Origin of the sequence: Streptomyces sp. NPDC046203, assembly GCF_040646255.1 — a bacterium.
GTDB lineage: Bacteria > Actinomycetota > Actinomycetes > Streptomycetales > Streptomycetaceae > Streptomyces.
The window spans coordinates 170370-190769 of record NZ_JBEYZX010000005.1 but is presented as its reverse complement, the minus strand read 5'-3'; the positions used below and the strand labels follow the sequence as shown (position 1 = coordinate 190769).

Sequence of the window (20400 nt, the reverse complement as noted above, 5' to 3'; positions counted from 1 at the left end):
CGTGGCGCACCGGGCGGTCATCGCATGGTCATCGCGCGCCGGCCCAGGCGGATCGATGGCCGCCCAGGAGACGGAAGCCCACACCCAGCCTGGCCATCGCGATCACCGGCACCACGAGCTGCCAGGGAATGCCGAGCCACACCGCGAGCAGCCCCACGCCCAAGGTGACGACCGTGTTGATGTAGAGCAGACCCTGGCCGGACTCGCTCCAGGTGAAGGGACCGAGGCGACGTGGCGCCACGAGGCGTATCGCGCCGAAGGCGAGGACGAGCACCGCGAACAGGCCGAGGCCCGCGCCTATGGCGGCGATCATCTGGGGATCGTCGCGCGGCTCCTCGTCGGTCGTCTGCCGGACGCCGTCCTTGGCGAGCGCGACGATGTCTCCGCGCCAGACCGTGCCGACGACCTCGTCGCCCGGCCGGAGCGTGTCCAGGAGCGGCCGGGGGCCGGTGAAGCTCACCTCGCCCTGGAACCGCTCGCTGTCCACGGTCGCCCGGTACTTGCCGGTCTTGCCCCCGCGCTCGACCACCGTGCCCACGACGCCGAACTCGACTTCCCGCAGGCAGTCTTCCCGCCAGGCGTCCGGCTCCGAGCCGGCCGCGCAGCGCTCGGTCGCACGGTACGCCTCGTATCGTGCGACATCGGCGGGCAGCCGGTCGGCGAAAACGAGGGCGCAGCCTGCCGCCAGGACCAGGGACACCACGATCAGCAGCAGCCCCCCGACCCGCGTCATCCCGGCCCGGACGGCCGTCTTTTCTTTCCGCCCGGTCATTCCACCCCGCCCCCTCGAACTCCCCTCGAAGACCGGGTACCCCGGCCTCTCGGCACATGCTCCTCTGCCGGGGTTCTGCCCTGCCATGAGCGCCTCTGGCAGGCAGCGCGGCCCTTCCCTGCCGGATACGGGCAGTCAGCGGGTGCGTTCCTCCACACCGGGGACGGCGTCCGCCCTTCTCCCTCCCCCCGCCTTTCCGTCGGTCGGTCGGTCGATCTATTCGACTCTGCGGTATTTGCGCACCGACAGGGTGCGGAAGACGACGATGATGAGCAGGGACCAGATCAGCGAGGCCCAGACCGGGTGTCGCATCGGCCAGGCGTCGGAGGGAGACAGGCCGGGGTCGCCGAAGAGCTGTCTGCATGCCTGGACGGTGGCGCTGAAGGGGTTCCAGTCGGCGACGTGTTGTAGCCAGGGCGTCATCCGGCTGGTGTCCACGAACGCGTTCGAGACGAAGGTGACCGGGAAGAGCCAGATGATCCCGCTCGACGTCGCGGCCTCCGGGGTGCGGACGGTGAGGCCGATCAGCGCGCCGATCCAGGTGAAGGCGTAGCCGAGGAGGAGCAACAGGCCGAAACCGGCGAGGATCTTCGCGAGGTTGGTGGGCGCCTCGGAGCCGGGGCGCCAGCCGACGACGAGGGCGACGGCCGCGAGGACGAGCAGGGTGAGGGACGTCTGCACGAGGTCGGCGAGCGTACGGCCGGTCAGGACCGCGCCTCGGGCCATGGGCAGGGAACGGAACCGGTCGATGAGGCCCTTGTGCATGTCGTCGGCGATGCCCGCGCCCGCGCCGGCCGTACCGAAGGTGACCGTCTGGGCGAAGATGCCGGCCATCAGGAAGTTCTTGTAGACGGACGGGTCGGTGCTGCCGCCGATCATCATCGAGCCGCCGAAGACGTACGTGAAGAGGACCACGAACATGACCGGCTGGATGACGCTGATGAGCAACATCTCGGGGATCCGGGTCATACGGATCAGATTGCGCCGGGTGACGACGAGCGAGTCGCCGACCGACCGGGCCAGGGCGCCGCGCACGCGCGGCCTCGTCAACGCATCGGTGGTCGCGGTCACTTGACGGCCCCCTTCCGGCGCCTGGCCCTGCCGCCTCTTCCGCCCTTGCCCGCTCGGCCGCCCCGGCCGGCCTCGTCGCCATCATCACCGCCGCCGCCGTTCGCGCCGCTCTCTCCTCGCTCCTCCCGCTCCCCCTGCTCGGCAACGTGGCCGGTCAGGGAGATGAAGACGTCGTCGAGGGTGGGACGGCGCAGTCCGATGTCGTCGATCTCCGCGCCGGCGGCGTCGAGGTCGCGGATGACCTCGGCGAGGATCCCCGCGCCGCCGGAGACAGGGACGGTGAGTCTGCGGGTGTGCCGCTCGACGGTGATGTCGCCGGGGCCGAGGCCGGGCATCGCGTAACGCGTGAGGACCTCGCGGGCCGGTTCGATCATCTCGCTTCCGCGCACGACGACTTCGACGCGCTCGCCACCCGTCCGGGCCTTGAGCTGGTCGGAGGTGCCTCGGGCGATGACCCGGCCGTGGCCGACGACGCAGATGTCGTGGGCGAGGCGGTCGGCTTCCTCCAGGTACTGGGTGGTGAGCAGGAGCGTGGTGCCGCCCGCGACGAGTTCCTCGATGACCTCCCACAGCGCCTGGCGGTTGCGGGGGTCGAGGCCGGTGGTGGGCTCGTCCATGAACATGACGGGCGGGGAGACGACGAGCGCGGCCGCGAGGTCGAGGCGGCGGCGCATGCCGCCGGAGTAGGTCCTGGCGGGACGGTCGGCCGCGTCGGCGAGGCCGAACTGTTCGAGCAGTTCGTCCGCGCGGACCTTCGCCCCCTTGGCGCCCATCTGGTAGAGCCGGCCGACCATCCGGAGGTTCTCCCGACCGGTCAGATACTCGTCGACGGCGGCAAACTGGCCGGACAGGCCGATCGCGCGCCGCACCTCGTCGGGGCGTTCGAGCACGTCGATCCCGGCGACGAGGGCTCTGCCGCTGTCGGGCCTGAGGAGGGTCGTGAGCACGCGCACGGCCGTCGTCTTCCCGGCGCCGTTCGGCCCGAGGAGGCCGAGCACCGTGCCCTCGGGAACGTCGAGGTCCACACCGTCCAGAGCTCGTACGTCACCGAAGGTCTTCACCAGACCTTCGGCGTGGATCGCGCCCGGCATGTCACCCTCCCCGCGGCTCCAGAGACTTCAGGGATATCAGGATCTTAAGAATCTTCAGGACAAACATGTCATATGCAGCTGATGACGGAAGTTTTCGCGCAAGCCCGGATACGCCGAACGGACACTCCACTCCGACAGACCCGGCGGAGCCACGACCCGACCTTCAGATCCCACACTAACGCGATACATCGCGATACACAAGACCCCCTCCGGCCCCTCCCTCTCGGCCGGCCCCCTCGCCCGGCCCCGTCAGGCCAGCACCGGATACCCCGCGTCCCGCAGCGCCGCCGTGACCTCCTCGCAGTGCTCGGGCCCCTTCGTCTCCAGGTGCAGTTCCACCTCGGCCTCCGTCAGACCCAGGCGCGGATCGGTCCGTACGTGGCTCACGTCCAGCACGTTCGCGTCCGCCACCGTCAGCACCGCGAGCAGGGTCGCGAGCGCGCCCGGGCGGTCCGTCACCCGCAGCCGCAGGCTCATGTAGCGCCCCGCGGCGGCCATGCCGTGCCGCAGCACGCGTTGCAGCAGCAACGGATCGACGTTGCCACCCGACAGCACCGCCACCACCGGCCCCCTCCCCCGGAACGCCGCCGGATCGGCCAGCAGCGCCGCCACCGGGCTCGCCCCGGCCGGCTCCACCACCAGCTTCGCCCGCTCCAGACAGAGCAGCAGCGCCGAGGCGATCGCGTCCTCGGAGACGGTGCGGATCTCGTCCACGTACTTCCGCACCAGCGCGAACGGCACGTCGCCGGGCCGCCCCACCCTGATCCCGTCGGCCATCGTCACCGGCGCCTCGACCGCGACCGGATGCCCGGCCGCCAGCGAGGGCGGATAGGCCGCCGCGCCCTCCGCCTGGACGCCGACCACCCGTACATCCGGGCGCAGCGACTTCACGGCGAGCGCGATGCCGGCCACCAGCCCGCCGCCGCCGACGCCGACCACGATCGTGCGCACCTCCGGGCACTGCTCCAGGATCTCCAGGCCGACCGTGCCCTGGCCGGCGACGACGTCGGGATGGTCGAAGGGGTGGACGAGGACCGCCCCCGTCTCGCGCGCGTACGCCTCGGCCTCGGCGAGCGCCTCGTCGACGACGTGCCCCGTCAGCCGTACGTCCGCCCCGTACGCGCGCGTGGCGGCCACCTTCGGCAGGGGCGCGCCCAGCGGCATGAAGACCGTCGCGGGCACCCCGAGCAGCCGCGAGGCGAGCGCCACCCCCTGCGCGTGGTTGCCGGCCGAGGCCGCCACCACCCCGGCCGCCCGCTGCCCGGGCCGCAGCCCCGCGATCCGCGTGTACGCGCCGCGCACCTTGAACGAGCCGGTCCGCTGAAGGTTCTCGCACTTGAGGTGTACCGGCCCCGCCACCAGCTCGGACAGGTGACGGCCCCCTTCCATCGGGGTCGTGCGGGCCACTCCGGCGAGCGTCTTGCGGGCCCTGAGTACGTCGTCCAGGACCACGGAGTCCGGCACGGCGGAGGCGGAATCCGACGCCTCGGATTCCGACACCACGGGGCCTGTCGCCGCGGGGCCCATCGCCGGGGAACCTGTCACGGCGGAGTCCGCCCCGGCGGCCGAAGCCCGGCCCGCAACCGCACCCGGTCCCGCCCCGGGAACGGCGCCCGATCCTCCCCTGGCAACGGCACCCTGCCCTCCCCCGGGACCGGCGTCCGGATACCGCGCCCCGATGGGCTCCCCGGGTCGGCCACCGGAGCGCTCGCGCCCGGATCCGGGGAGGTCAGACGTGCCGAAGCTCATGGCCGCAGTCTCGCAGTCAAGCGGCGTCCCGGCCTGTCGGCCGGGCGGGCGCCCTACCCCGTTCACACCGTTTCATGCAGGCCCGGTACGCATCTGATCCGGTCCGCGTACTCTGTCCCCCACCAACAGCCCTCCGCACGAGAGAGCCCTCACAGCCATGCCCTCGTCTCCGGACATGACGACAGCGCTCGACCCCGGCCTCCTCGACGCCCTCCAGCACCAGGTGGCCGTCTTCGCCCGGAGGGCCGAGCAGACCCGCCTCGCGGGCACCGGCCAGCTGCGCACCTCGATGGACCGCGCCGCGTATCTGCTGCTCAACCGGCTCGACCTGGAAGGCCCGATGGGGGTGAAGGCGCTCGCCGCCGGCATGGGCATCGACTCCTCGACGGTCACCCGCCAGGTCGCCCCGCTCGTCGACACGGGCCTGGTCAAGCGGACCTCGCACCCCGAGGACGGGCGTGCCGTGGTGCTCGAACTGTCGGCGCGCGGCCAAACCCGCCTGGAGGAGGTCCGCGACTCGCGCCGCCAGCTGATGGCGGAGGTCACGGAGGGCTGGTCGGCGGACGAGCGGGAGTCGTTCTGCACCCTGCTCACCCGCTTCAACTCGGCTTTGTCCGCACGGCAGTCGGGCGCTCTGGTTCCGGCTCCCGACACGCAGTCCGTACCGACGTCTTGACCCAGGCTCGGCACTGTCCTCAGATGAGGATGTGCGCGAGTCGAACAGGAACCGATTCGGCAGCCGCGGCGGCGGCGACCGGAACGGCAACGGGGGCCGGAACGAAGGCGGGTCCAAGGCCGGGGCCAAGGGCGGGCAGCGCTCGGCCCGGGCCGTCCTCAGGAGCGTCGCGGGTACGGGCACGGGTACAGGCACAGGTGCGGGCACGGGTGCGGGTTCAAGTGCGGGAAGAGGTACGGACAGGGGTACGGGCGCGGGTGCCCGGCCGGGATCCGGGCCGATGCCGGCCCCCGGGCTGGAACCTGGTGCCGAGAACGCCGCCCGCACCCGGGAGTTCAGCGGGTTCGTGGCCGGGGCGGCCGGCCGGCTGTTGCAGGCCGCGACCCTGCTGACCACCGAGCCCGCCCAGGACAACCCGCTGGCCCAGGAGCTCCTGACCGCCGCGCTGGCCCACACGTACGCCCGCTGGGACCGGCTGCGCGGCGAGGACCCGTACAACGTGACCCGCGCCGATCTCGCCACCCGTTTCGCCCGCGCCGCCTGGCGCCATCACCGCGGCCGGGGCGGGGTGCTGTCCGCGCTCACCCCGCAGGAACGTCTCGTCGTCGTCCTGCGGCTGCACGAGGGGGTCGCCGAGGAGCAGACGGCGGCGCTGCTCGGGCTGCCCGAGGACCGGATCCGGGCGGTCTGCGCCCGCTCGGTGAGCCGGCTGCGGGCGGCCTCGTGAACCGCCACGAACGCAAGGAGGACGAGGTCCGCCGGATGCTGGACGGCTCCCACCCGCATGTCCCCGGCGACCTCGGCGGCCGGGCCGTGACCCGCGGGATCCGGCTGCTGCGGCGAGACCGGGTGGTGCGGCGGCTCTGGTGGGGGCTGATCGCGGTGGCGGTCGTCGCGTTCGTCGTCTGGGCGTCGGTGGCGCACCCCTGGGAGGTGCCGCCGGCGGGGACGACACCTCCGCTCGACGGCATATGACAGACCGCCCCGGCCGTCCGCGGGGCCGCCGGACCGCTGTACGGCCTCGTAAGCCCGTCACATGCCGTTCGGTACGCCGGCCGTTCCAGCCGTACGTACGGTGCGGGCCCCCCGGCCGAAGCCGAGGAGCCCGCACCATGACCGGCCGACCTGCCTGTCGGCCGGCTGACCGGCTGACCGACTGCCCCGATGGGAACCGGGACTAGCCCAGCGCCTCGCGCAGGTCCGCCAGCAGGTCGTCGACGTTCTCGATGCCGACCGACAGCCGGACGAGGTCCGCCGGGACCTCCAGGGCCGAACCGGCCGCGCTCGCGTGCGTCATCCGGCCCGGGTGCTCGATCAGCGACTCGACGCCGCCCAGGGACTCGCCCAGGGTGAACAGCTTGGCGCGGTTGCAGACCTGCACCGCCGCCTCCTCGCCGCCCTCGACGCGGAAGGAGATCATGCCGCCGAAGGACCGCATCTGCTTGGCCGCGATCTCGTGCCCGGGGTGCTCGGCGAGACCCGGGTAGAGGACCTGCGTGACCTTCGGGTGCCGGGTCAGCATGTCGGCGACCTTGGTCGCGTTCTCGCTGTGCCGGTCCATGCGCACCGCGAGCGTCTTGATGCCGCGCAGCACGATCCAGGAGTCGAAGGGGCCGGCCACGGCACCCATCGCGTTCTGGTGGTAGGCGAGCTCCTCGCCGAGCGCCACGTCGGCCGTCACCAGGGCACCGCCGACGACGTCGGAGTGGCCGCCCATGTACTTGGTGAGGGAGTGCACGACGACGTCCGCACCGAGCGCGAGCGGCTGCTGGAGGTACGGGGAGGCGAAGGTGTTGTCGACGACGAGCTTCACCCCGGCCTCGGCGGCCACGCCCGCCACGGCCTCGATGTCGGTGATGCCGAGCAGCGGGTTGGAGGGCGTCTCGACCCAGATCAGCTTGGTGCGGTCGGTGAGAGCCGCGCGCACGGACGCGAGGTCGGAGGTATCGGCGACGGAGAAGTCGACACCCCAGCGCTGCACGACCTTCGCGAAGAGACGGAACGTGCCGCCGTACGCGTCGTTGGGGATGACCACGTGGTCACCCGGGGACAGCAGGGTGCGCAGGAGGCAGTCCTCGGCGGCGAGGCCGGAGGCGAAGGCGAGGCCGCGGTGGCCGCCTTCGAGGGCCGCGAGGTTCTCCTCCAGGGCGGTACGGGTCGGATTGGCGCTGCGGCTGTACTCGTAGCCGCCGCGCAGTCCGCCCACGCCGTCCTGCTTGTAGGTGGAGACCTGATAGATGGGCGGGACGACCGCGCCGGTCAGCGGGTCGGCGGTGTTGCCCGCATGGATGGCGCGGGTCTCGAAACTCTGGTGACTGTGCTGGTCGCTCATGGTGAAGGAGCGTAGCCGTGCGGGGCCCCGGGCCGCCGGGAGTCTCACCCTTCGTACGGAACAATGGACGCATGGAGATTCTCTGGTTCCTGATCGCGGTCGCGATGATCGTCGGTGTTCTGGGCCCCTTCGCCCTGCGTCGCGGGCGCGGGCGCGGCCGCGGCGTCATCCGGCAGGTGGCCCCGGGCTCGCCCGACGCGGCGGATCCGGAGGCGTACGGATTCCTGCGCCAGGAGGACCAGGACGTACGGCTGCCGGGGCCGGACCGGGATCTCCTCGACGTCCTCGACGTCGTCCGGGCGACGCAGGACTGGCGGGCCGCCTCGCAGCTGCTCAAGGGCACGGCGCGGGAGGGCGAGGTCCGCTGGCAGCGGGTCCAGTCCTTCGCCGGCGCGGCCTCCCTCGAACTGGCGGAACGGCCGGGCGTCGGCGGCGCGTGGCTGCGTTCGTGGCACGCCGAGGCGCCGGAGGACCCGGGCGGCGCGCAGGTGTACGCGGAGTTCCTGGTGCAGCAGGCGTTCCGGACGGCGTCAACCGGCAGCAAGGACTTCCAGGTCATCCTGGACGAGGCGCGGAGCGAGTGCCGGCGGGCGGCGGCGCTGACGCCGGAGGATGTCGTCCCGTACGTCTCGCAGCTCGCCGTGGCACGCGGACTCGGCTACTCCGGCGAGGAGTTCGACCGGCTGTGGGCGCAGATCATCGACCGCGCTCCGGCACACATGGGGGCGCATCTGGCGGCCCTGCTGTACTGGTGCGAGAAGTGGCACGGTTCGCGCGCCGACGCGGACCGGTTCGCGACCACGGCCGCCGCGCGCGCCCCGCACGGATCGCTGCTCGCCGCGCTGCCGCTGTTCGCGGTCTTCGAGAACCGGCCGGAGATCGTGGTCGGCGTCGACTTCTACCGCACCGCCGTGGTCACCAAGGCCGTCGAGGGCGCGATGTACGCGGTCCACTCGGCGCGGCCGGACGACCCGATGCTGGCGCACGTACGCCATCTGCTGGTGCGGTTCCTGATGGGCGCGGAGCGCTGGGCCGAGGCGATGGCGCTGTTCGTGCGGGTGGACGGGTACGTGGGCGCGCTGCCGTGGACGCTGGAGGAGGACCCGGCGGCGGCGTACACGGCGCACCGGAATCTGGTGGTCGCGGAGTACGAGTCGGACGGCGGGAGCCCGGCGGCGCTGCGCGGCTGACGGGGCGAGGGGGTCGACGGGCCGGGGCGCTGGGGGCTGTGACGAGGCAGGGGCGCGGCGGCGGCTGCCGGGCAGGTCGCGGGGAATCCTCCGGGTGCGGGGCACGTTGTTCCTTTCGCGCCGCCACCGCCGAGGAGAGATGCCCTATGTTCCTGTCCCGCCCCACCCCCGTCCTCCCCACCGCCGACCAGGCCCTGCCCGGGCGCGCCGGGCTCGCGTTCCCCGTCCCGGAGCGCCACACGGTTCTCGGCACCCGGCTGCTCGGCCCGTACCCGGAAGGCCTGGAGGTGGCGGACTTCGCCCTGGGTTGTTTCTGGGGCGCCGAGCGGAAGTTCTGGCAGACGGAGGGCGTCCACACGACCCTCGCCGGCTACCAGGGCGGTTTCACCGCGTACCCGCTGTACGAGGAGGTCTGCTCGGGCCTCACCGGTCACACCGAGGTCGTCCGGGTCGTCTTCGACCCGTCCGTGGTGTCGTACGAGCGCCTGCTGAAGCTGTTCTGGGAGTCCCACGACCCGACCCAGGGCTACCGCCAGGGCAATGACGTCGGCACCCAGTACCGCTCAGCCGTCTTCACCCACACCCCCGCCCAGGCCGCCGCGGCCGAGGCCTCCCGCGACTCCTACCAGGACGTCCTGACCGCCGCCGGCCACGGCACGATCACCACCGCGATCGAGCCCGCCGACGCCCACGCCTTCTATCCGGCCGAGGCGTACCACCAGCAGTACCTCGACAAGAACCCGGCGGGCTACTGCGGCATCGGCGGGACGGGTGTGTCCTGCCCGATCGGTGTGGCGAAGGCCGACGGCTGATCCCACCGCCGGCCCCGGGGCCCGGGGCCCGGACTCCGGCCCCGGTCGACCGGCCGTCCCGGGCCGCCGTCCCGGGCCGCCGTCTCAGACCGCTGCCTCAGGCCGCCGTCTCAGGCCGCCGGGTCCGTCACCTGACGGCGGGTGGTGAGCACCACCAAGCCGCCGGCGACGGCGAGGCCCGCGAGGACGGCGCCGAAGAGCGTGGCGCCGTTCGTCAGGCCCACCGCGTCGCTGAGGTAGCCCGCCGAGACGGGCAGGACGCCGGCGAGGAGGTACCCGCCCACGTTGAGGGCGGCATTGGCCTCGGCGAGGCGCCGCGCCGGGACGCCGCTGTTGAGCAGGGACAGGCCGCCGAGCTGGCCCATGCCCTGGCCGGCGCCGGCCAGCAGTGCGGCGAGGACGAGCAGCGTCACCGCCGAGGTGTGGACGGCGGCGATCAGCAGGGCCATGCCCAGGGTGGTGCTCAGCGCGCCGGCCGTCAGGATGGTGCGGCGGCTCAGCCGCTGGACGGCGAACTGGACGCCGGTCGCGGTGAGGAACATGGCGAAGGCCATGGCGCCCGCGACGGTCCGGTTCGTGGTGCCGAGCAGCCCGGACAGCAGGGACGGGCCGAGCGAGAGCACGAAGGACGTGGCCGTGATCCCGGGGGCGAAGACCGCGATGCCGAGGGCGAGCTGACGGCGCGCTTCCTTCGGTACGCCGGGGATCCGCACCCACGCGCCCCCGCCCGCGCTCGTCGCGGGGCGGTGCAGCGGCATGCGCAGCACGCAGAGCACGGCGCTGAGCAGGAGCACCGCCTCGACGACGAACACGGTGACCGTCGGCGCGGGTGCCACCTCCGAGAGCAGCCCGGAGAGCAGCGGGCCGAGTCCGGCCCCGAAGACCATCGCGCAGGAGGCGAGGAGCGCCGCGATCCGCCGCCGCTCGGGCCCGGCGACATCGGTCACCGCCGCCATGCCGGCCGAGACGACGGCCCCGACCGCGATGCCGGTGCAGAGCCGGGCCACGATCAGCGCGGCCACGCTGCCGGCGGTCGCGAAGACCAGGCAGGCGGTGAGGGCGAGCCCCAGCGCGGGCAGCAGGACGGGCTTGCGGCCGATCCGGTCGGACACGACGCCGGAGACCAGCAGCGAACCGATGAGGCCGACGATGTAGAAGGCGAACACCACGGTCAGGGTGCCCTTGGAGAACCCGATGTCGCGCTGCCACAGCACGTAGAGCGGAGTGGCCGCGTTCGAGAGGACGAAGACGGCCGTGACCGGCCATGCGGCCAGCCAGATCCAGCGCAGGGGCGCCGGGACGGTGGGGCCGGGGGGACTGGCAGGGCCGGGGTCCCCTCCTCGGCGCTCCTGCGTCCTGCGGGCCTCTCGGACGCCCCGGGTCTCTCGGGCTTCCCGGGTCTCTCGGGCTCCCCGGGCTAACGCGCTCCTGGTTCCGGACATGACGACTCCTCCCGACGACTCGCCGCCGGACACACCGACAGCAGTACGAGTGGAGTCGAACTTAGCATGCAGTACGATCGAACTCGTACTGAGAATCGGCCGTCGCGCCCCGAGCGACCCGCCCCAGCGGCACGTCACGGCGACCCATCGCGCGCCACGAACCCGAGGAGCCACTCATGTCCACGCCCCCCGCCGTCAAGGTGCTCCCCGAGCCGCCCGGCCTGCCCGAACCGCTCCCGGAGCCCGCGCTCGACGAGCTGCGCCTGGAGACGGTCCTCGGCGCGCTCAGCGACCCGCTGCGGCTGACGATCGTCCGTAAACTCCTCCTGGAATCGGAGGACTTCGACCACACCTGCGGCTGGTTCGGACTCGACCGGCCCAAGTCGTCGCTGACGCACCACTTCAAGGCGCTGCGCGAGGCGGGAATCACCCGGCAGCGTCAGTACGGACTCGAACGCCGCAGCCACGTGCGCGTGGCCGACCTGAACGCCCGGTTCCCCGGACTGCTCGCCCTGGTGGCGGCCTGGACCCCGGCCCCGGTCCCGCCCACGGCTTGACGGTCTGACGACCTGCCGACCTGCCGACCTGCCGACCTGACGGCCTGACGGCCTGACGAGCAGCAGCGAGGCCGGACGCATGCGGTCCGGCTCACGCGAACTCGGCTCGGCCCAGCTCGGCTCGGCCCGACTCGCCTCGCCTCGCCCCGGCCCGGATCCGCTCAACGCAACGCCGCGCGCAGCTTCGCGGCCGTCGCCGTCGGCTCGTAACCCTCCGGAACGCCGTCGATCAAGATGATGTCGCCGGGCATATGCCGGGCTCGCAGCGGAATGAGCGCCTGATAGGGCTCGGAGGCGTACCAGGCGCGGGCCGCGGCGTAGTCCGGGAAGGAGATCATGACGACATCGCCGGGCCACTCGCCCTCGATGGTCTCGCGCCGAGGCGCGCCGTGGATGAGGAACCGGCCGCCGAAGGGGTCGAGGGTGCCCTGGATGCCCTCGATGTAGTCGAGGACGTCCTCGTTCGGGGCGGTCGTCGGATACAGGCGGGCAATCGCGTATGCGGTCATGTGAAAAGCATGCCGGGGCATGTCCCGCGGGGTCGATTACCCCGGAAGTCATGCCCCGGCATATGCCTGCTGGAGAGGCTCGGGCCTCAGGCTCAGGAGGCCCATGGGGCCGCGCGGCGCGCGCGGCCCGTCAGGAGGTTCAGGCGGCCGAGCCGGCCTTCCACGTCGCCCAGTCCATGTTCCAGCCGTTGAGGCCGTTGTCGGGGGCGATCGTCTTGTCCTGGGAGTTCTTCACGATGACGATGTCGCCGACGATCGAGTGGTCGAAGAACCAGGCACCCATCTGGTTCGGGTCGTTCGCGCCCTTGGCGTCGGCGAGACCCACACAGCCGTGGCTGGTGTTCACGCTGCCGAAGATGGCGCGCGAACCCCAGTAGTTGCCGTGGATGAAGGTGCCGGAGGTGGACAGGCGCATGGCGTGCGGCACGTCCTTGATGTCGTACTCGCCCTTGCCGTCGGAGTCGGTGAAGCCGACGGTGGCGCCGTTCATCCGGGTCTCCTTGAACTTCTCGGAGATCACCATCTCGCCGTTGTAGGTGGTGTTCTCGGGAGAGCCCGCGGAGATCGGGATGACCTTGACCGTCTTGCCGTCCTGCGTGACAGTCATCTGCCGCGTGGCGACGTCGACCGTGGAGACCTGGTTACGGCCGATCTTGAAGGTGACGGTCTTCTGCTGGACACCGAAGACGCCCGGGGCGCCCTCGACGCCGTCGAGGCTCAGCTTGAGGGTGACGGTCGAACCCTCGGACCAGTACTTCTCCGGGCGGAAGTCGAGGCGGGTCTGGTTGAACCAGTGCCCGACGACCTCCTGGCCGGAGCTGGTGGAGACGGTGATACCGCCCTGGACAGCCTTCTTGTCGGTGATCGCCTTGTTGAAGTTGATCGAGACCGGCATGCCGACGCCGACGGTCGAACCGTCCTCCGGCGTGAAGTTGCCGATGAAGCTGTTGGCGGCCGAGACGGTGGTGAAGGAGGAGTTCTCGTGCGCCTCCAGACCGGCGGCGTCCTTGGCGGTCGCGGCGATCTTGTACACGGTGGCACGCTGGAGGGCGGCGCTCGGCTTCCAGCTGAGCCCGTCGGCGGATATCTGCCCGGCGACGGCCGTGCCCTCCGCGGAGGTCATGGTGACCTCGGTGAGCTTGCCGCTGGCGACGGTGACCTTGGCGTCGTTGTTGATCGACGCGTTCTGGGCACCGTTCTTCGGCTCGATGGTGATCTGCGCCTTGGAGGTCTCCTGCGCGGCGGCCTTGTCGACCTGGGCCTGCGACTGGGCGCTCTGCGAGGTGTCGGAGCCGCCGTCCTTGTCGCTGCACGCCGAGAGCACCAGAACGCCACCGAGGACCGCGGCCGCAGCCGCCAGGCCCTTGCGACGCTTGCCGTCCGTCATCACACGCTTCTCCATCGTCGCCTCAACCTGCCACTACCTACTGAAACACCCCTGCGAGCCCCCGCGGATCCATTACCGGGGGGTTTGTGGGGAACACCACTGATCATCACGCAATTCCGGAGCCTTCGGTTCCCCGGGTGGCCCCTCTCACACGGGTGTGGCCGGTCTGTGGCCGGGCCGTGGCCGATCCGTGGCCTGTCCCGCTCGGGCCGTCGGGCCCCGCCCTACGGCCGGTGCGCGCCCGGCGCGGGGCGGGGAGGGGGCAGGGCAGGGCTGGGGCAGGGCGGGCCTCCCGGGGCCCTGATGCCCCGGGAGACCCGTAGGAGGGGGTTCAGGCGCGCCGCCCCGTCCGGCTCTCGCCGTCCACCGCCTCTGCCGCCTCACCCTCCTCTTCAGCCTCGTCGCGCTCGTCCTCGTCGTACCCGTCGCCCGCCTCGTCCTCGTCGTAGTCGGCTTCGTACTCGGCTTCGTACTCGTCGCCCTCGTCGCCCTCGTCGTCGGGGTCCCACATCCCCTCCGCGGGGTCGTACGCGACCTCCTCGCTGCTCCAGGACGCCTGGACGAGTTCGACCCCGGGCACCGTCCCGACCAGGTCGAAGGGGTCCACCAGGTACGCGAGCGCCTCGGCGGCGTCCTCGTCGACGGCGGCCCGGGTCTGCGTACGGTCCTCCGCCGGCAGCGACGGGTCGGCGTCGATCCGGCCGACGGCGGCCTCGGACAGGGCTTCGGGGCCTTCGATCTCCAGCACGAGATCGACGCGAAGCCGTACATAGCGTGATGTCTCGGAAGTACTCATAGCCGGAGCGTAGAGCGCCGGGGCGGCTCGGATTTCGCGCGACCCGCTGCGTTCATTAGCATCGAAGTACCCGTCAATTCCGGGTTTCCGCAAGGGGGATCGAAAAATCGTGTCCGTCGCACGACGCCCGCTGCTCACCGCCGTAGCGGCGGGGACACTGCTCTGCGCGCTGTGGTTCGTACCGTCCGCGAAGACCGCGGGCGAACAGGGCCCGGTGGACGACACCGGCTCGTCCGTGGCGGACATGGCGGACCTGACGAGCCTGTCGGGTTCGGCCGGCACGGTTGGCGCGGCCGACGCCGACGATGACGAGAACACGGACACGGGCACGGGCACGGCCGAGGACTCGGAGCGGCTTTCGCGCGCCATCGGCGGCGACATCACGCCGTACGTCCTCGCCGGAACGATCCTGCTGGGTGTGGGTGCCGGTTCCGTCACCCTGGCGACACGGCGCTTCGGCGGCCCTCGTACCTGACCCGCCGCGGGGTCCGCTCCGGGCGTGAGCCCCGTACCGCGTACGCCGCGAGCACGGCGAAGGGCCGCCCCGTACGGGACGGCCCTCACTCCCCCCCCCTGTCGCCTCCCTGTCACCCCCAGGAGTGCGGTCAGGGGACCACAGGTGACGAATCAGGGTCAGGGTTTACGCGTTTACTGGCTCACGGGCTCACGCGTTTACGGGTGGCGGGTCACGCCAGCGGCCCCGTCACCGGCTCGACCGCCGCGACCAGCCGGCCCGCGCGGACGAACGCGTCGGTGGCGGCCAGGTCGGGCGCGAGGAAGCGGTCCGGGCCGGGGCCCTCTACGCCGGCCGCGCGCAGGGCCGCGATGGCGGCGGCGGAGGCGGGCGCCGGGCTCAGGCCGTGGCGGAGTTCGATGCCGCGCGTGGCCGCGTACAGCTCGACGGCGAGGACCCGGGTGAGGTTGTCGATCGTGGTGCGCAGCTTGCGGGCGGCGGACCAGCCCATGGAGACGTGGTCCTCCTGCATCGCGGAGGACGGGATGGAGTCGACGGAGGCCGGGACGGCGAGCCGCTTCATCTCGCTGACCAGGGCGGCCTGCGTGTACTGGGCGATCATCAGACCGGAGTCGACGCCGGCGTCGTCGGCGAGGAACGGCGGCAGACCGTGCGAACGGTTCTTGTCGAGCAGCCGGTCGGTGCGGCGCTCGGCGATGGAGGCGAGGTCGGCGGCGGCGATCGCGAGGAAGTCGAGGACGTACGCGACGGGGGCGCCGTGGAAGTTGCCGTTGGAGCGGACCTCGCCGTTGGCGAGCACCACCGGGTTGTCGACGGCGGCGGCCAGCTCGTACTGGGCGATCATCCGGGCGTGCGCCATGGTGTCGCGGCCGGCGCCGGCGACCTGCGGGGCGCAGCGCACCGAGTAGGCGTCCTGGACGCGCGGGGCCTCGCCGCTCTGGTAGTGGCCGGTCAGCTCGGAGCCCTTGAGCACGGCGAGCATGTTGGCGGCGGAAGCGGCCTGGCCGGGGTGGGGGCGGATGGCGTGCAGCTCGGGTTCGAGGACCTTGTCGGTGCCGAGGAGGGCTTCGAGGGAGAGGGCGGCGGTGACGTCGGCCGACTTGTAGAGGGTGTCGAGGTCGGCGAGGGCCATGATCAGCATGCCGAGCATGCCGTCGGTGCCGTTGAGGAGGGCGAGGCCCTCCTTCTCCTTGAGTGCGACGGGCGCGATGCCGGCGGCGGCGAGGAGTTCGCCGGCGGGCGCGACCACGCCGTCCGGGCCCTCGGCGTCCCCCTCGCCCATGAGCGCGAGCGCGCAGTGGGAGAGCGGGGCGAGGTCGCCGGAGCAGCCGAGGGAGCCGTACTCGTGGACGACCGGGGTGATCCCGGCGTTGAGGACGTCGGCCATGGTCTGGGCGACCTCGGGCCGTACACCCGTGTGGCCCGAGGTGACGGTCTTCAGGCGCAGGAACATCAGCGCGCGGACGACCTCGCGCTCGACGCGCGGGCCCATGCCGGCGGCGTGCGAGCGGACGATGTTGCGCTGCAGCTGGGCGCGCAGTTCGTGGCCGATGTGACGGGTGGCCAGGGCGCCGAACCCGGTGGAGACGCCGTAGACCGGCTCGGGCTTGGCGGCGAGCGCGTCCACGGTGGCACGGGCGGCGGCGAGGGCCGCGACGGCGTCGGATGACAGCTCGACGCGCGCACCGTGGCGGGCGACGGCGACGACGTCCTGCGGGGTGGTGCCGGACGTCCCAAGGACGACAGTCTGCATATCCATATTCAGCACCCTACGGACTGAAGAGCCCCATGTCACTAGTCGACTTGATCCGTCTGCCGACCGCCGCGCGGGCCGCTCCACCTGCCTCCCCACCTGCTGCCCCACCTGCCGCTGCGTCGGCCGCCGCGCCGGGCACTCCCGGTCCGCCCCCGGCTGACCCTCGGCCCTTCCTCGACCTCCTTGGTCCACCCTCGATCCGTCCTCGGTCCGCCCCACCACATGGAGGGGCCCCGGCGCGGGGAGGAGTACGCCGGGGCGGCCGGGGGGGAATCGGTGTTCCGTCAGGCGATGGCGCCGACGCGGAAGATGCCGTCGGTCAGCCCGGTGGCACAGACCCGCATCACGCGGGACCGCGAGCCACGGTTCGTCCGACGGCGGGCTCGGGGCACGTGGGCAAGCTCGTTCAGGCGACTACCGGAAGCGCTCGAAGCCGGTCGTGGAACTCGCGGACGTCCGGAACGGAGGAGTACGGCATCAGGCGCTCGCTGAACTTCGTCAGTTGGACGCGCGCCCGGTCGGACCGCACACGCCCCTCCAGCAATTCCAGCCCCACGTTCGCGGCGTCCAGGGCCCCGTCCAGGTCACGAGCCGCCAACCGTGCGGTGGCCAGACGGCCGGACCGAACGGCACGATCACGCGGAGCAGCTTGCCTCATCGCGGCCACGAGAGCACTGGTCGCCCGCTCCGGATGCCCGGAGCGCAGCATGATCTTGCCTTCCGTGGACTTGAGTTGCGCCTCGCCGTACCACCCGAGCCACTCGGGACGATCTCCCGTCTGGTGTGCGGCCCAAAGGCTGTAGGCCCGGTCGAGCGCCTTGCCGGCAGCCACGCCCTGTCCGTCCCTGGAGAGGGCTTCGGCCTGGTGAAGAAAGAGAAACGACACTGCTGCCGGAGGCAAGTCCGTCGGCGCGTTGTCGATCGCCGTGTCGATCAGCCTCACACGAGCGGCAGTGTCACCGGTGTCGGACACATGGACACCCATCTCGGCCAGGACGAAGGCGCCGAATCCGTCGTCCCCCGCACTACGCGCGCTGCGGAGGGCACCGACAAGGTAGCGCTGCCCAAGGGAGCGCAGCCCCTTGTCGTAGGCCATCCAGCCGGCGAGACAGGACGCCTGCGCCGCCACCCCGTAAAGGCGCCGTTCGACTGTTTGGGTGTATCGCCCGTGATCCAACAGGCCAGTGATCAAAGCCAGATCACCGGCGGCCTGGTCCAACAGGAAGGCGCCACCCATCTGGTCGTCGAGCGTCCGGAGGGTCTTCACACGCTGCTCGATCGTGGCCACCATCTCGGTGGTGACGCGATCGCCGTCGAGCGCGGTGGCGAAGGCCTGCGGCGCCGCGACCCAGCTGGCGGCGACACCGGTCAGCCCGGCGCCGGTGATGGACAGAAAACCACGACGATCCATGTGCCCACTCCTGACCAGATCAGCGAATACCTTCACGGTACCCGCGGGCGTCCACGGCTCCAGCAGAGTTGTCGACTCCCAGACAGGCAGCCATTGAGGCCACGGCGCTCCACGCACATCCGGCTCGGACATGTCCAGGAGATCGGCCAGGACCCGCTGGGCATCCGCGTCGGGCATCTGCCCGCGCTCCCACTTCCAGATCGTGGTCCGGTTGGTGGCCAGCGGCACGCCCATCTCGGCCCCGCGCTCACACATTCGCCGGGCCAGGTCCGCTTTCCCCCAGCCATTGCGCTCACGGACGTAGGTGAGCGGGTGCGGAGCCAGTGGATCGGACATACATGCGCCTCCGCCTTCTGTCGGTCGTCACGAGGTTAACGAGCACGAGAGGAAGAAACGGGGGTTTCCCTGCCGGGAGAAACCCCATGGAAACGTTCCGCGCCCGCCTCCACCGCCGTTCACTTGGCATCACGCCGTCCGGAGTGAGTGGGGCACCAGGCTGCCCCACTCACTCCGGACGGCCCCCAGAACCGCAGACCGTCACCGACGCCCGTGCGGGTGACGGACTGTGCCAATCCCCGAAGAAGGCCCCGATGAGAAAACCCCTCCACCGGATCCCCGACGCCCATCGGCGGCCGAACACACCCACCGACCCGTCGACCGGTCCGAGCCCCGCGCTCCGCGCCCGCGCCGAGGCCGGCTGGCAGCGCTTCCTCGACCGGTGGCCCGAGGAGCCGGGGCCCGAGCAGCCGGCGACCGAGGAACCGGGGCCCGAGGAGACCGAGACGCCAGAGGGGCCCGAGGAATGAGCCGGACCGACGCCGAGGGCCCACAAGACCACCCCCTCCTCCACCACCTCGTACGGGACATCGCCAGCCGGGGCGAGGGGATCCTCGCCGCCGTCGTCCAGGAGCAGCACGGCGGCCGGCTCATCCGTATCGCGCACATCCAGCCCGTGGACGGCATCGCCTGGTCGACGGCGCTGGACAACGTCACGGCCGTCCGATGACCCGACGCGAAGCGACGCGGTGGCTCGCGGCGCTCGCCGATGCCGTCGCAGCCATCGCCCTCGTGCTCGTCCTCGCCCTGAGTGGACTCACGGCTCGCTGAGGCGAGGAGAGAGGAGAAACGCGACATGACCCCATCCTCGAATCGCGGTTTCAACCATCGACAGGCCCTGGCCGAGGACTGGTTCCGCACCCGTGTCCTGCCCCGAGTCGCTGCGGCGCGATTCCTCCACCACCAGGTCCGGCAGATACGGCATGAGCACCTTCCCGTGTTGCTCCGCACGCAGAACCGGAAGAGTGCGGCCCGGATGGCCGAGGAACTGCTGACGACATCCGTCCGGTGGCGCTGTCTGCCCTTCCACTACGTCCGGTACGGCGTCTATCGGCACGGCATCTCCGCCGAAGAGGTCGGCTCGTATCTGCCCGAGACGGTCCTGTTCCACCGGCTGCTGCCCCGCGTGAACCGCGATCTCGTCACCCTGGACGACAAGGTGATCGGCAAGCGGATCCTGGCCGGTGCCGGGATTCCCCAGCCCGCACTCCTCGCCTGCGGCAACCGCCGGGGCGGCGTCACTGCCGATGGCCGGCCCCTGGACATCGACCGGGTGATCCGACTGTTCTCCAGCCGAGGAAGAGTGGTCGTCAAGCCCGCCCGCTACTCCAGCGGCGGTGCCGGGGTCGTGATCGTGCGGCCTGGCGAGGAGGACTTCTCCCTCGCGGCATACGCCCGCCGTTGGGGGAGCTGGCTGGTGGAGGAGCACGTACGGCAGCACCCCGATCTGGACGTGCTGAACCCGTACGCGTTGAACACCTTCCGTGTGATCACGCTGCTGAAGGGAACCTCGGCGGAGGTTCTGTTCACCCTCCTGAAGCTCGGCGGCGCCGGCCGCGCGACGGACAACTCGGCCGATGGCGGCTTGCAGATCCGGGTGTTGCCCGACGGGCGGCTGGACCGTCGCGGCTACGACCGCCGCCTGGCCGCCCACTCCCACCACCCGGTCACTTCGGTGCCGTTCGCCGGGCGCCGGATCGCGCATGTGGACGCCGTCCGTGAGCTGGCCGCCCGCTGTGCGGCGCTGTTCCCGCAGACGCCCTTCATCGGCTGGGACATCGCGGTCGCCCCTGGTGGCCCGGTCGTCATCGAAGGCAACAGCAGTCCCTCCCTGGCGCACATCCAGCGGACCCACGGCGGAGTCGCCCGGCGTCTGCTGCCCGAGCTCCGCTCCGTGATGGATCGCCCGCTCACCTGAACTGCTTCCCTTCCCACTCTCCTTCCCCGCTCCCCTTCCCGTTTCCCTTCCCGTTTCCCTTCCCACTCCCCTTTCCCGGCCCCCGGCCGAGTCCTCGACTCGGCCCCTGCCAAGGAGTCC

21 protein-coding genes are annotated in these 20400 nt (G+C 71.7%); 10 read left to right on the top strand and 11 right to left on the bottom strand.

The annotated features are described in order from the left end of the window. Nucleotides 1-28: 28 nt before the first annotated feature. The 4 genes from ABZ990_RS06510 to ilvA form a co-directional block, all read right to left on the bottom strand. Nucleotides 29-772: a hypothetical protein gene (locus ABZ990_RS06510; protein ID WP_361226213.1), complete on the bottom strand. Its 744-nt coding sequence runs from the start codon at nucleotides 770-772 to the stop codon at nucleotides 29-31. A 216-nt stretch (nucleotides 773-988) separates the two neighbouring features. After that, nucleotides 989-1843 (bottom strand): ABC transporter permease, encoded by an 855-nt coding sequence (locus tag ABZ990_RS06505; RefSeq protein ID WP_361226210.1) that lies wholly within the window; start codon nucleotides 1841-1843, stop codon nucleotides 989-991. Further along, nucleotides 1840-2934: an ATP-binding cassette domain-containing protein gene (locus ABZ990_RS06500; protein ID WP_361226207.1), complete on the bottom strand. Its 1095-nt coding sequence runs from the start codon at nucleotides 2932-2934 to the stop codon at nucleotides 1840-1842. The genes ABZ990_RS06505 and ABZ990_RS06500 overlap by 4 nt, the downstream gene beginning before the upstream one ends. A gap of 249 nt (nucleotides 2935-3183) precedes the next feature. Continuing rightward, complete coding sequence (ilvA, locus tag ABZ990_RS06495) at nucleotides 3184-4461, bottom strand: threonine ammonia-lyase (RefSeq protein ID WP_361226400.1); 1278 nt, start codon at nucleotides 4459-4461, stop codon at nucleotides 3184-3186. Nucleotides 4462-4840: 379 nt separating this feature from the next. Between ilvA and ABZ990_RS06490 the strand changes: the two genes are divergently transcribed. From ABZ990_RS06490 to ABZ990_RS06480, 3 genes are all read left to right on the top strand, one after another. Continuing rightward, the gene (locus tag ABZ990_RS06490; protein ID WP_361226204.1) at nucleotides 4841-5359 is read left to right on the top strand and encodes a MarR family transcriptional regulator; all 519 of its coding nucleotides are present in this window, start codon (nucleotides 4841-4843) and stop codon (nucleotides 5357-5359) included. Between the two features lie 280 nt (nucleotides 5360-5639). Continuing rightward, nucleotides 5640-6086, top strand: a complete 447-nt coding sequence (locus tag ABZ990_RS06485; protein ID WP_361226202.1) for a sigma factor-like helix-turn-helix DNA-binding protein — start codon at nucleotides 5640-5642, stop codon at nucleotides 6084-6086. Then, nucleotides 6083-6334, top strand: a complete 252-nt coding sequence (locus tag ABZ990_RS06480; RefSeq protein WP_361226200.1) for a hypothetical protein — start codon at nucleotides 6083-6085, stop codon at nucleotides 6332-6334. The genes ABZ990_RS06485 and ABZ990_RS06480 overlap by 4 nt, the downstream gene beginning before the upstream one ends. A 202-nt stretch (nucleotides 6335-6536) precedes the next feature. Here ABZ990_RS06480 and ABZ990_RS06475 read toward each other — a convergent pair whose 3' ends face one another. Beyond that, nucleotides 6537-7691: a cystathionine gamma-synthase gene (locus ABZ990_RS06475; RefSeq protein ID WP_361226197.1), complete on the bottom strand. Its 1155-nt coding sequence runs from the start codon at nucleotides 7689-7691 to the stop codon at nucleotides 6537-6539. A 71-nt stretch (nucleotides 7692-7762) separates the two neighbouring features. Between ABZ990_RS06475 and ABZ990_RS06470 the strand changes: the two genes are divergently transcribed. Together ABZ990_RS06470 and msrA are read left to right on the top strand one after the other, a co-directional pair. Next, the gene (locus ABZ990_RS06470; RefSeq protein WP_361226194.1) at nucleotides 7763-8881 is read left to right on the top strand and encodes a hypothetical protein; all 1119 of its coding nucleotides are present in this window, start codon (nucleotides 7763-7765) and stop codon (nucleotides 8879-8881) included. Nucleotides 8882-9027: 146 nt separating this feature from the next. Further along, nucleotides 9028-9693: a peptide-methionine (S)-S-oxide reductase MsrA gene (gene msrA / locus ABZ990_RS06465; RefSeq protein WP_361226192.1), complete on the top strand. Its 666-nt coding sequence runs from the start codon at nucleotides 9028-9030 to the stop codon at nucleotides 9691-9693. Between the two features lie 110 nt (nucleotides 9694-9803). Here the strand turns inward: msrA and ABZ990_RS06460 are convergent, their stop codons facing one another. Then, on the bottom strand, nucleotides 9804-10982 hold the full coding sequence (locus ABZ990_RS06460; RefSeq protein ID WP_361226397.1) for an MFS transporter: 1179 nt from the start codon (nucleotides 10980-10982) through the stop codon (nucleotides 9804-9806). Nucleotides 10983-11311: 329 nt separating this feature from the next. Here ABZ990_RS06460 and ABZ990_RS06455 point away from each other — a divergent pair, with 329 nt between their 5' ends. Further along, on the top strand, nucleotides 11312-11692 hold the full coding sequence (locus tag ABZ990_RS06455) for a helix-turn-helix transcriptional regulator (protein WP_361226189.1): 381 nt from the start codon (nucleotides 11312-11314) through the stop codon (nucleotides 11690-11692). 161 nt (nucleotides 11693-11853) lie between these two features. Here the strand turns inward: ABZ990_RS06455 and ABZ990_RS06450 are convergent, their stop codons facing one another. The 3 genes from ABZ990_RS06450 to ABZ990_RS06440 all read right to left on the bottom strand — a co-directional run bounded on the left by ABZ990_RS06450 (nucleotide 11854) and on the right by ABZ990_RS06440 (nucleotide 14384). Further along, nucleotides 11854-12201 carry a DUF1330 domain-containing protein gene (locus tag ABZ990_RS06450; protein ID WP_361226186.1) on the bottom strand — a complete coding sequence of 116 codons (348 nt, stop codon included), beginning with the start codon at nucleotides 12199-12201 and terminating at the stop codon, nucleotides 11854-11856. Nucleotides 12202-12340: 139 nt separating this feature from the next. Continuing rightward, entirely contained in the window at nucleotides 12341-13603 is a 1263-nt protein-coding gene (locus ABZ990_RS06445) for an Ig-like domain-containing protein (RefSeq protein ID WP_361226184.1), read from the bottom strand. Between the two features lie 316 nt (nucleotides 13604-13919). After that, nucleotides 13920-14384, bottom strand: coding sequence for a hypothetical protein (locus ABZ990_RS06440; protein WP_361226181.1), 465 nt, complete (start codon nucleotides 14382-14384; stop codon nucleotides 13920-13922). 109 nt (nucleotides 14385-14493) lie between these two features. Between ABZ990_RS06440 and ABZ990_RS06435 the strand changes: the two genes are divergently transcribed. Beyond that, on the top strand, nucleotides 14494-14859 hold the full coding sequence (locus tag ABZ990_RS06435) for a hypothetical protein (RefSeq protein WP_361226178.1): 366 nt from the start codon (nucleotides 14494-14496) through the stop codon (nucleotides 14857-14859). 211 nt (nucleotides 14860-15070) lie between these two features. Here ABZ990_RS06435 and hutH read toward each other — a convergent pair whose 3' ends face one another. Together hutH and ABZ990_RS06425 are read right to left on the bottom strand one after the other, a co-directional pair. Beyond that, entirely contained in the window at nucleotides 15071-16612 is a 1542-nt protein-coding gene (gene hutH / locus ABZ990_RS06430; RefSeq protein ID WP_361226394.1) for a histidine ammonia-lyase, read from the bottom strand. Nucleotides 16613-17021: 409 nt separating this feature from the next. Then, nucleotides 17022-18362 (bottom strand): helix-turn-helix transcriptional regulator, encoded by a 1341-nt coding sequence (locus ABZ990_RS06425; RefSeq protein WP_361226176.1) that lies wholly within the window; start codon nucleotides 18360-18362, stop codon nucleotides 17022-17024. Between the two features lie 254 nt (nucleotides 18363-18616). Here ABZ990_RS06425 and ABZ990_RS06420 point away from each other — a divergent pair, with 254 nt between their 5' ends. From ABZ990_RS06420 to ABZ990_RS06410, 3 genes are all read left to right on the top strand, one after another. Beyond that, nucleotides 18617-18832: a hypothetical protein gene (locus ABZ990_RS06420; protein WP_361226173.1), complete on the top strand. Its 216-nt coding sequence runs from the start codon at nucleotides 18617-18619 to the stop codon at nucleotides 18830-18832. Then, nucleotides 18829-19032 (top strand): hypothetical protein, encoded by a 204-nt coding sequence (locus tag ABZ990_RS06415; RefSeq protein WP_361226170.1) that lies wholly within the window; start codon nucleotides 18829-18831, stop codon nucleotides 19030-19032. Before ABZ990_RS06420 ends, ABZ990_RS06415 begins: the two co-directional genes overlap by 4 nt. Nucleotides 19033-19158: 126 nt before the next feature. Next, complete coding sequence (locus ABZ990_RS06410) at nucleotides 19159-20280, top strand: sugar-transfer associated ATP-grasp domain-containing protein (RefSeq protein WP_361226167.1); 1122 nt, start codon at nucleotides 19159-19161, stop codon at nucleotides 20278-20280. The last annotated feature ends 120 nt before the right edge of the window (nucleotides 20281-20400 follow it).

Coding starts and splice junctions, on each gene's coding strand:
- ABZ990_RS06510 (WP_361226213.1), bottom strand. CDS start 772: ATGACCGGGCGGAAAGAAAAGACGGCCGTCCGGGCCGGGATGACGCGG.
- ABZ990_RS06500 (WP_361226207.1), bottom strand. CDS start 2,934: ATGCCGGGCGCGATCCACGCCGAAGGTCTGGTGAAGACCTTCGGTGAC.
- ilvA (WP_361226400.1), bottom strand. CDS start 4,461: ATGGGCCCCGCGGCGACAGGCCCCGTGGTGTCGGAATCCGAGGCGTCG.
- ABZ990_RS06490 (WP_361226204.1), top strand. CDS start 4,841: ATGCCCTCGTCTCCGGACATGACGACAGCGCTCGACCCCGGCCTCCTC.
- ABZ990_RS06485 (WP_361226202.1), top strand. CDS start 5,640: ATGCCGGCCCCCGGGCTGGAACCTGGTGCCGAGAACGCCGCCCGCACC.
- ABZ990_RS06475 (WP_361226197.1), bottom strand. CDS start 7,691: ATGAGCGACCAGCACAGTCACCAGAGTTTCGAGACCCGCGCCATCCAT.
- ABZ990_RS06470 (WP_361226194.1), top strand. CDS start 7,763: ATGGAGATTCTCTGGTTCCTGATCGCGGTCGCGATGATCGTCGGTGTT.
- msrA (WP_361226192.1), top strand. CDS start 9,028: ATGTTCCTGTCCCGCCCCACCCCCGTCCTCCCCACCGCCGACCAGGCC.
- ABZ990_RS06455 (WP_361226189.1), top strand. CDS start 11,312: ATGTCCACGCCCCCCGCCGTCAAGGTGCTCCCCGAGCCGCCCGGCCTG.
- ABZ990_RS06450 (WP_361226186.1), bottom strand. CDS start 12,201: ATGACCGCATACGCGATTGCCCGCCTGTATCCGACGACCGCCCCGAAC.
- ABZ990_RS06445 (WP_361226184.1), bottom strand. CDS start 13,603: ATGGAGAAGCGTGTGATGACGGACGGCAAGCGTCGCAAGGGCCTGGCG.
- ABZ990_RS06440 (WP_361226181.1), bottom strand. CDS start 14,384: ATGAGTACTTCCGAGACATCACGCTATGTACGGCTTCGCGTCGATCTC.
- hutH (WP_361226394.1), bottom strand. CDS start 16,612: ATGCAGACTGTCGTCCTTGGGACGTCCGGCACCACCCCGCAGGACGTC.
- ABZ990_RS06425 (WP_361226176.1), bottom strand. CDS start 18,362: ATGTCCGATCCACTGGCTCCGCACCCGCTCACCTACGTCCGTGAGCGC.
- ABZ990_RS06420 (WP_361226173.1), top strand. CDS start 18,617: ATGAGAAAACCCCTCCACCGGATCCCCGACGCCCATCGGCGGCCGAAC.
- ABZ990_RS06415 (WP_361226170.1), top strand. CDS start 18,829: ATGAGCCGGACCGACGCCGAGGGCCCACAAGACCACCCCCTCCTCCAC.
- ABZ990_RS06410 (WP_361226167.1), top strand. CDS start 19,159: ATGACCCCATCCTCGAATCGCGGTTTCAACCATCGACAGGCCCTGGCC.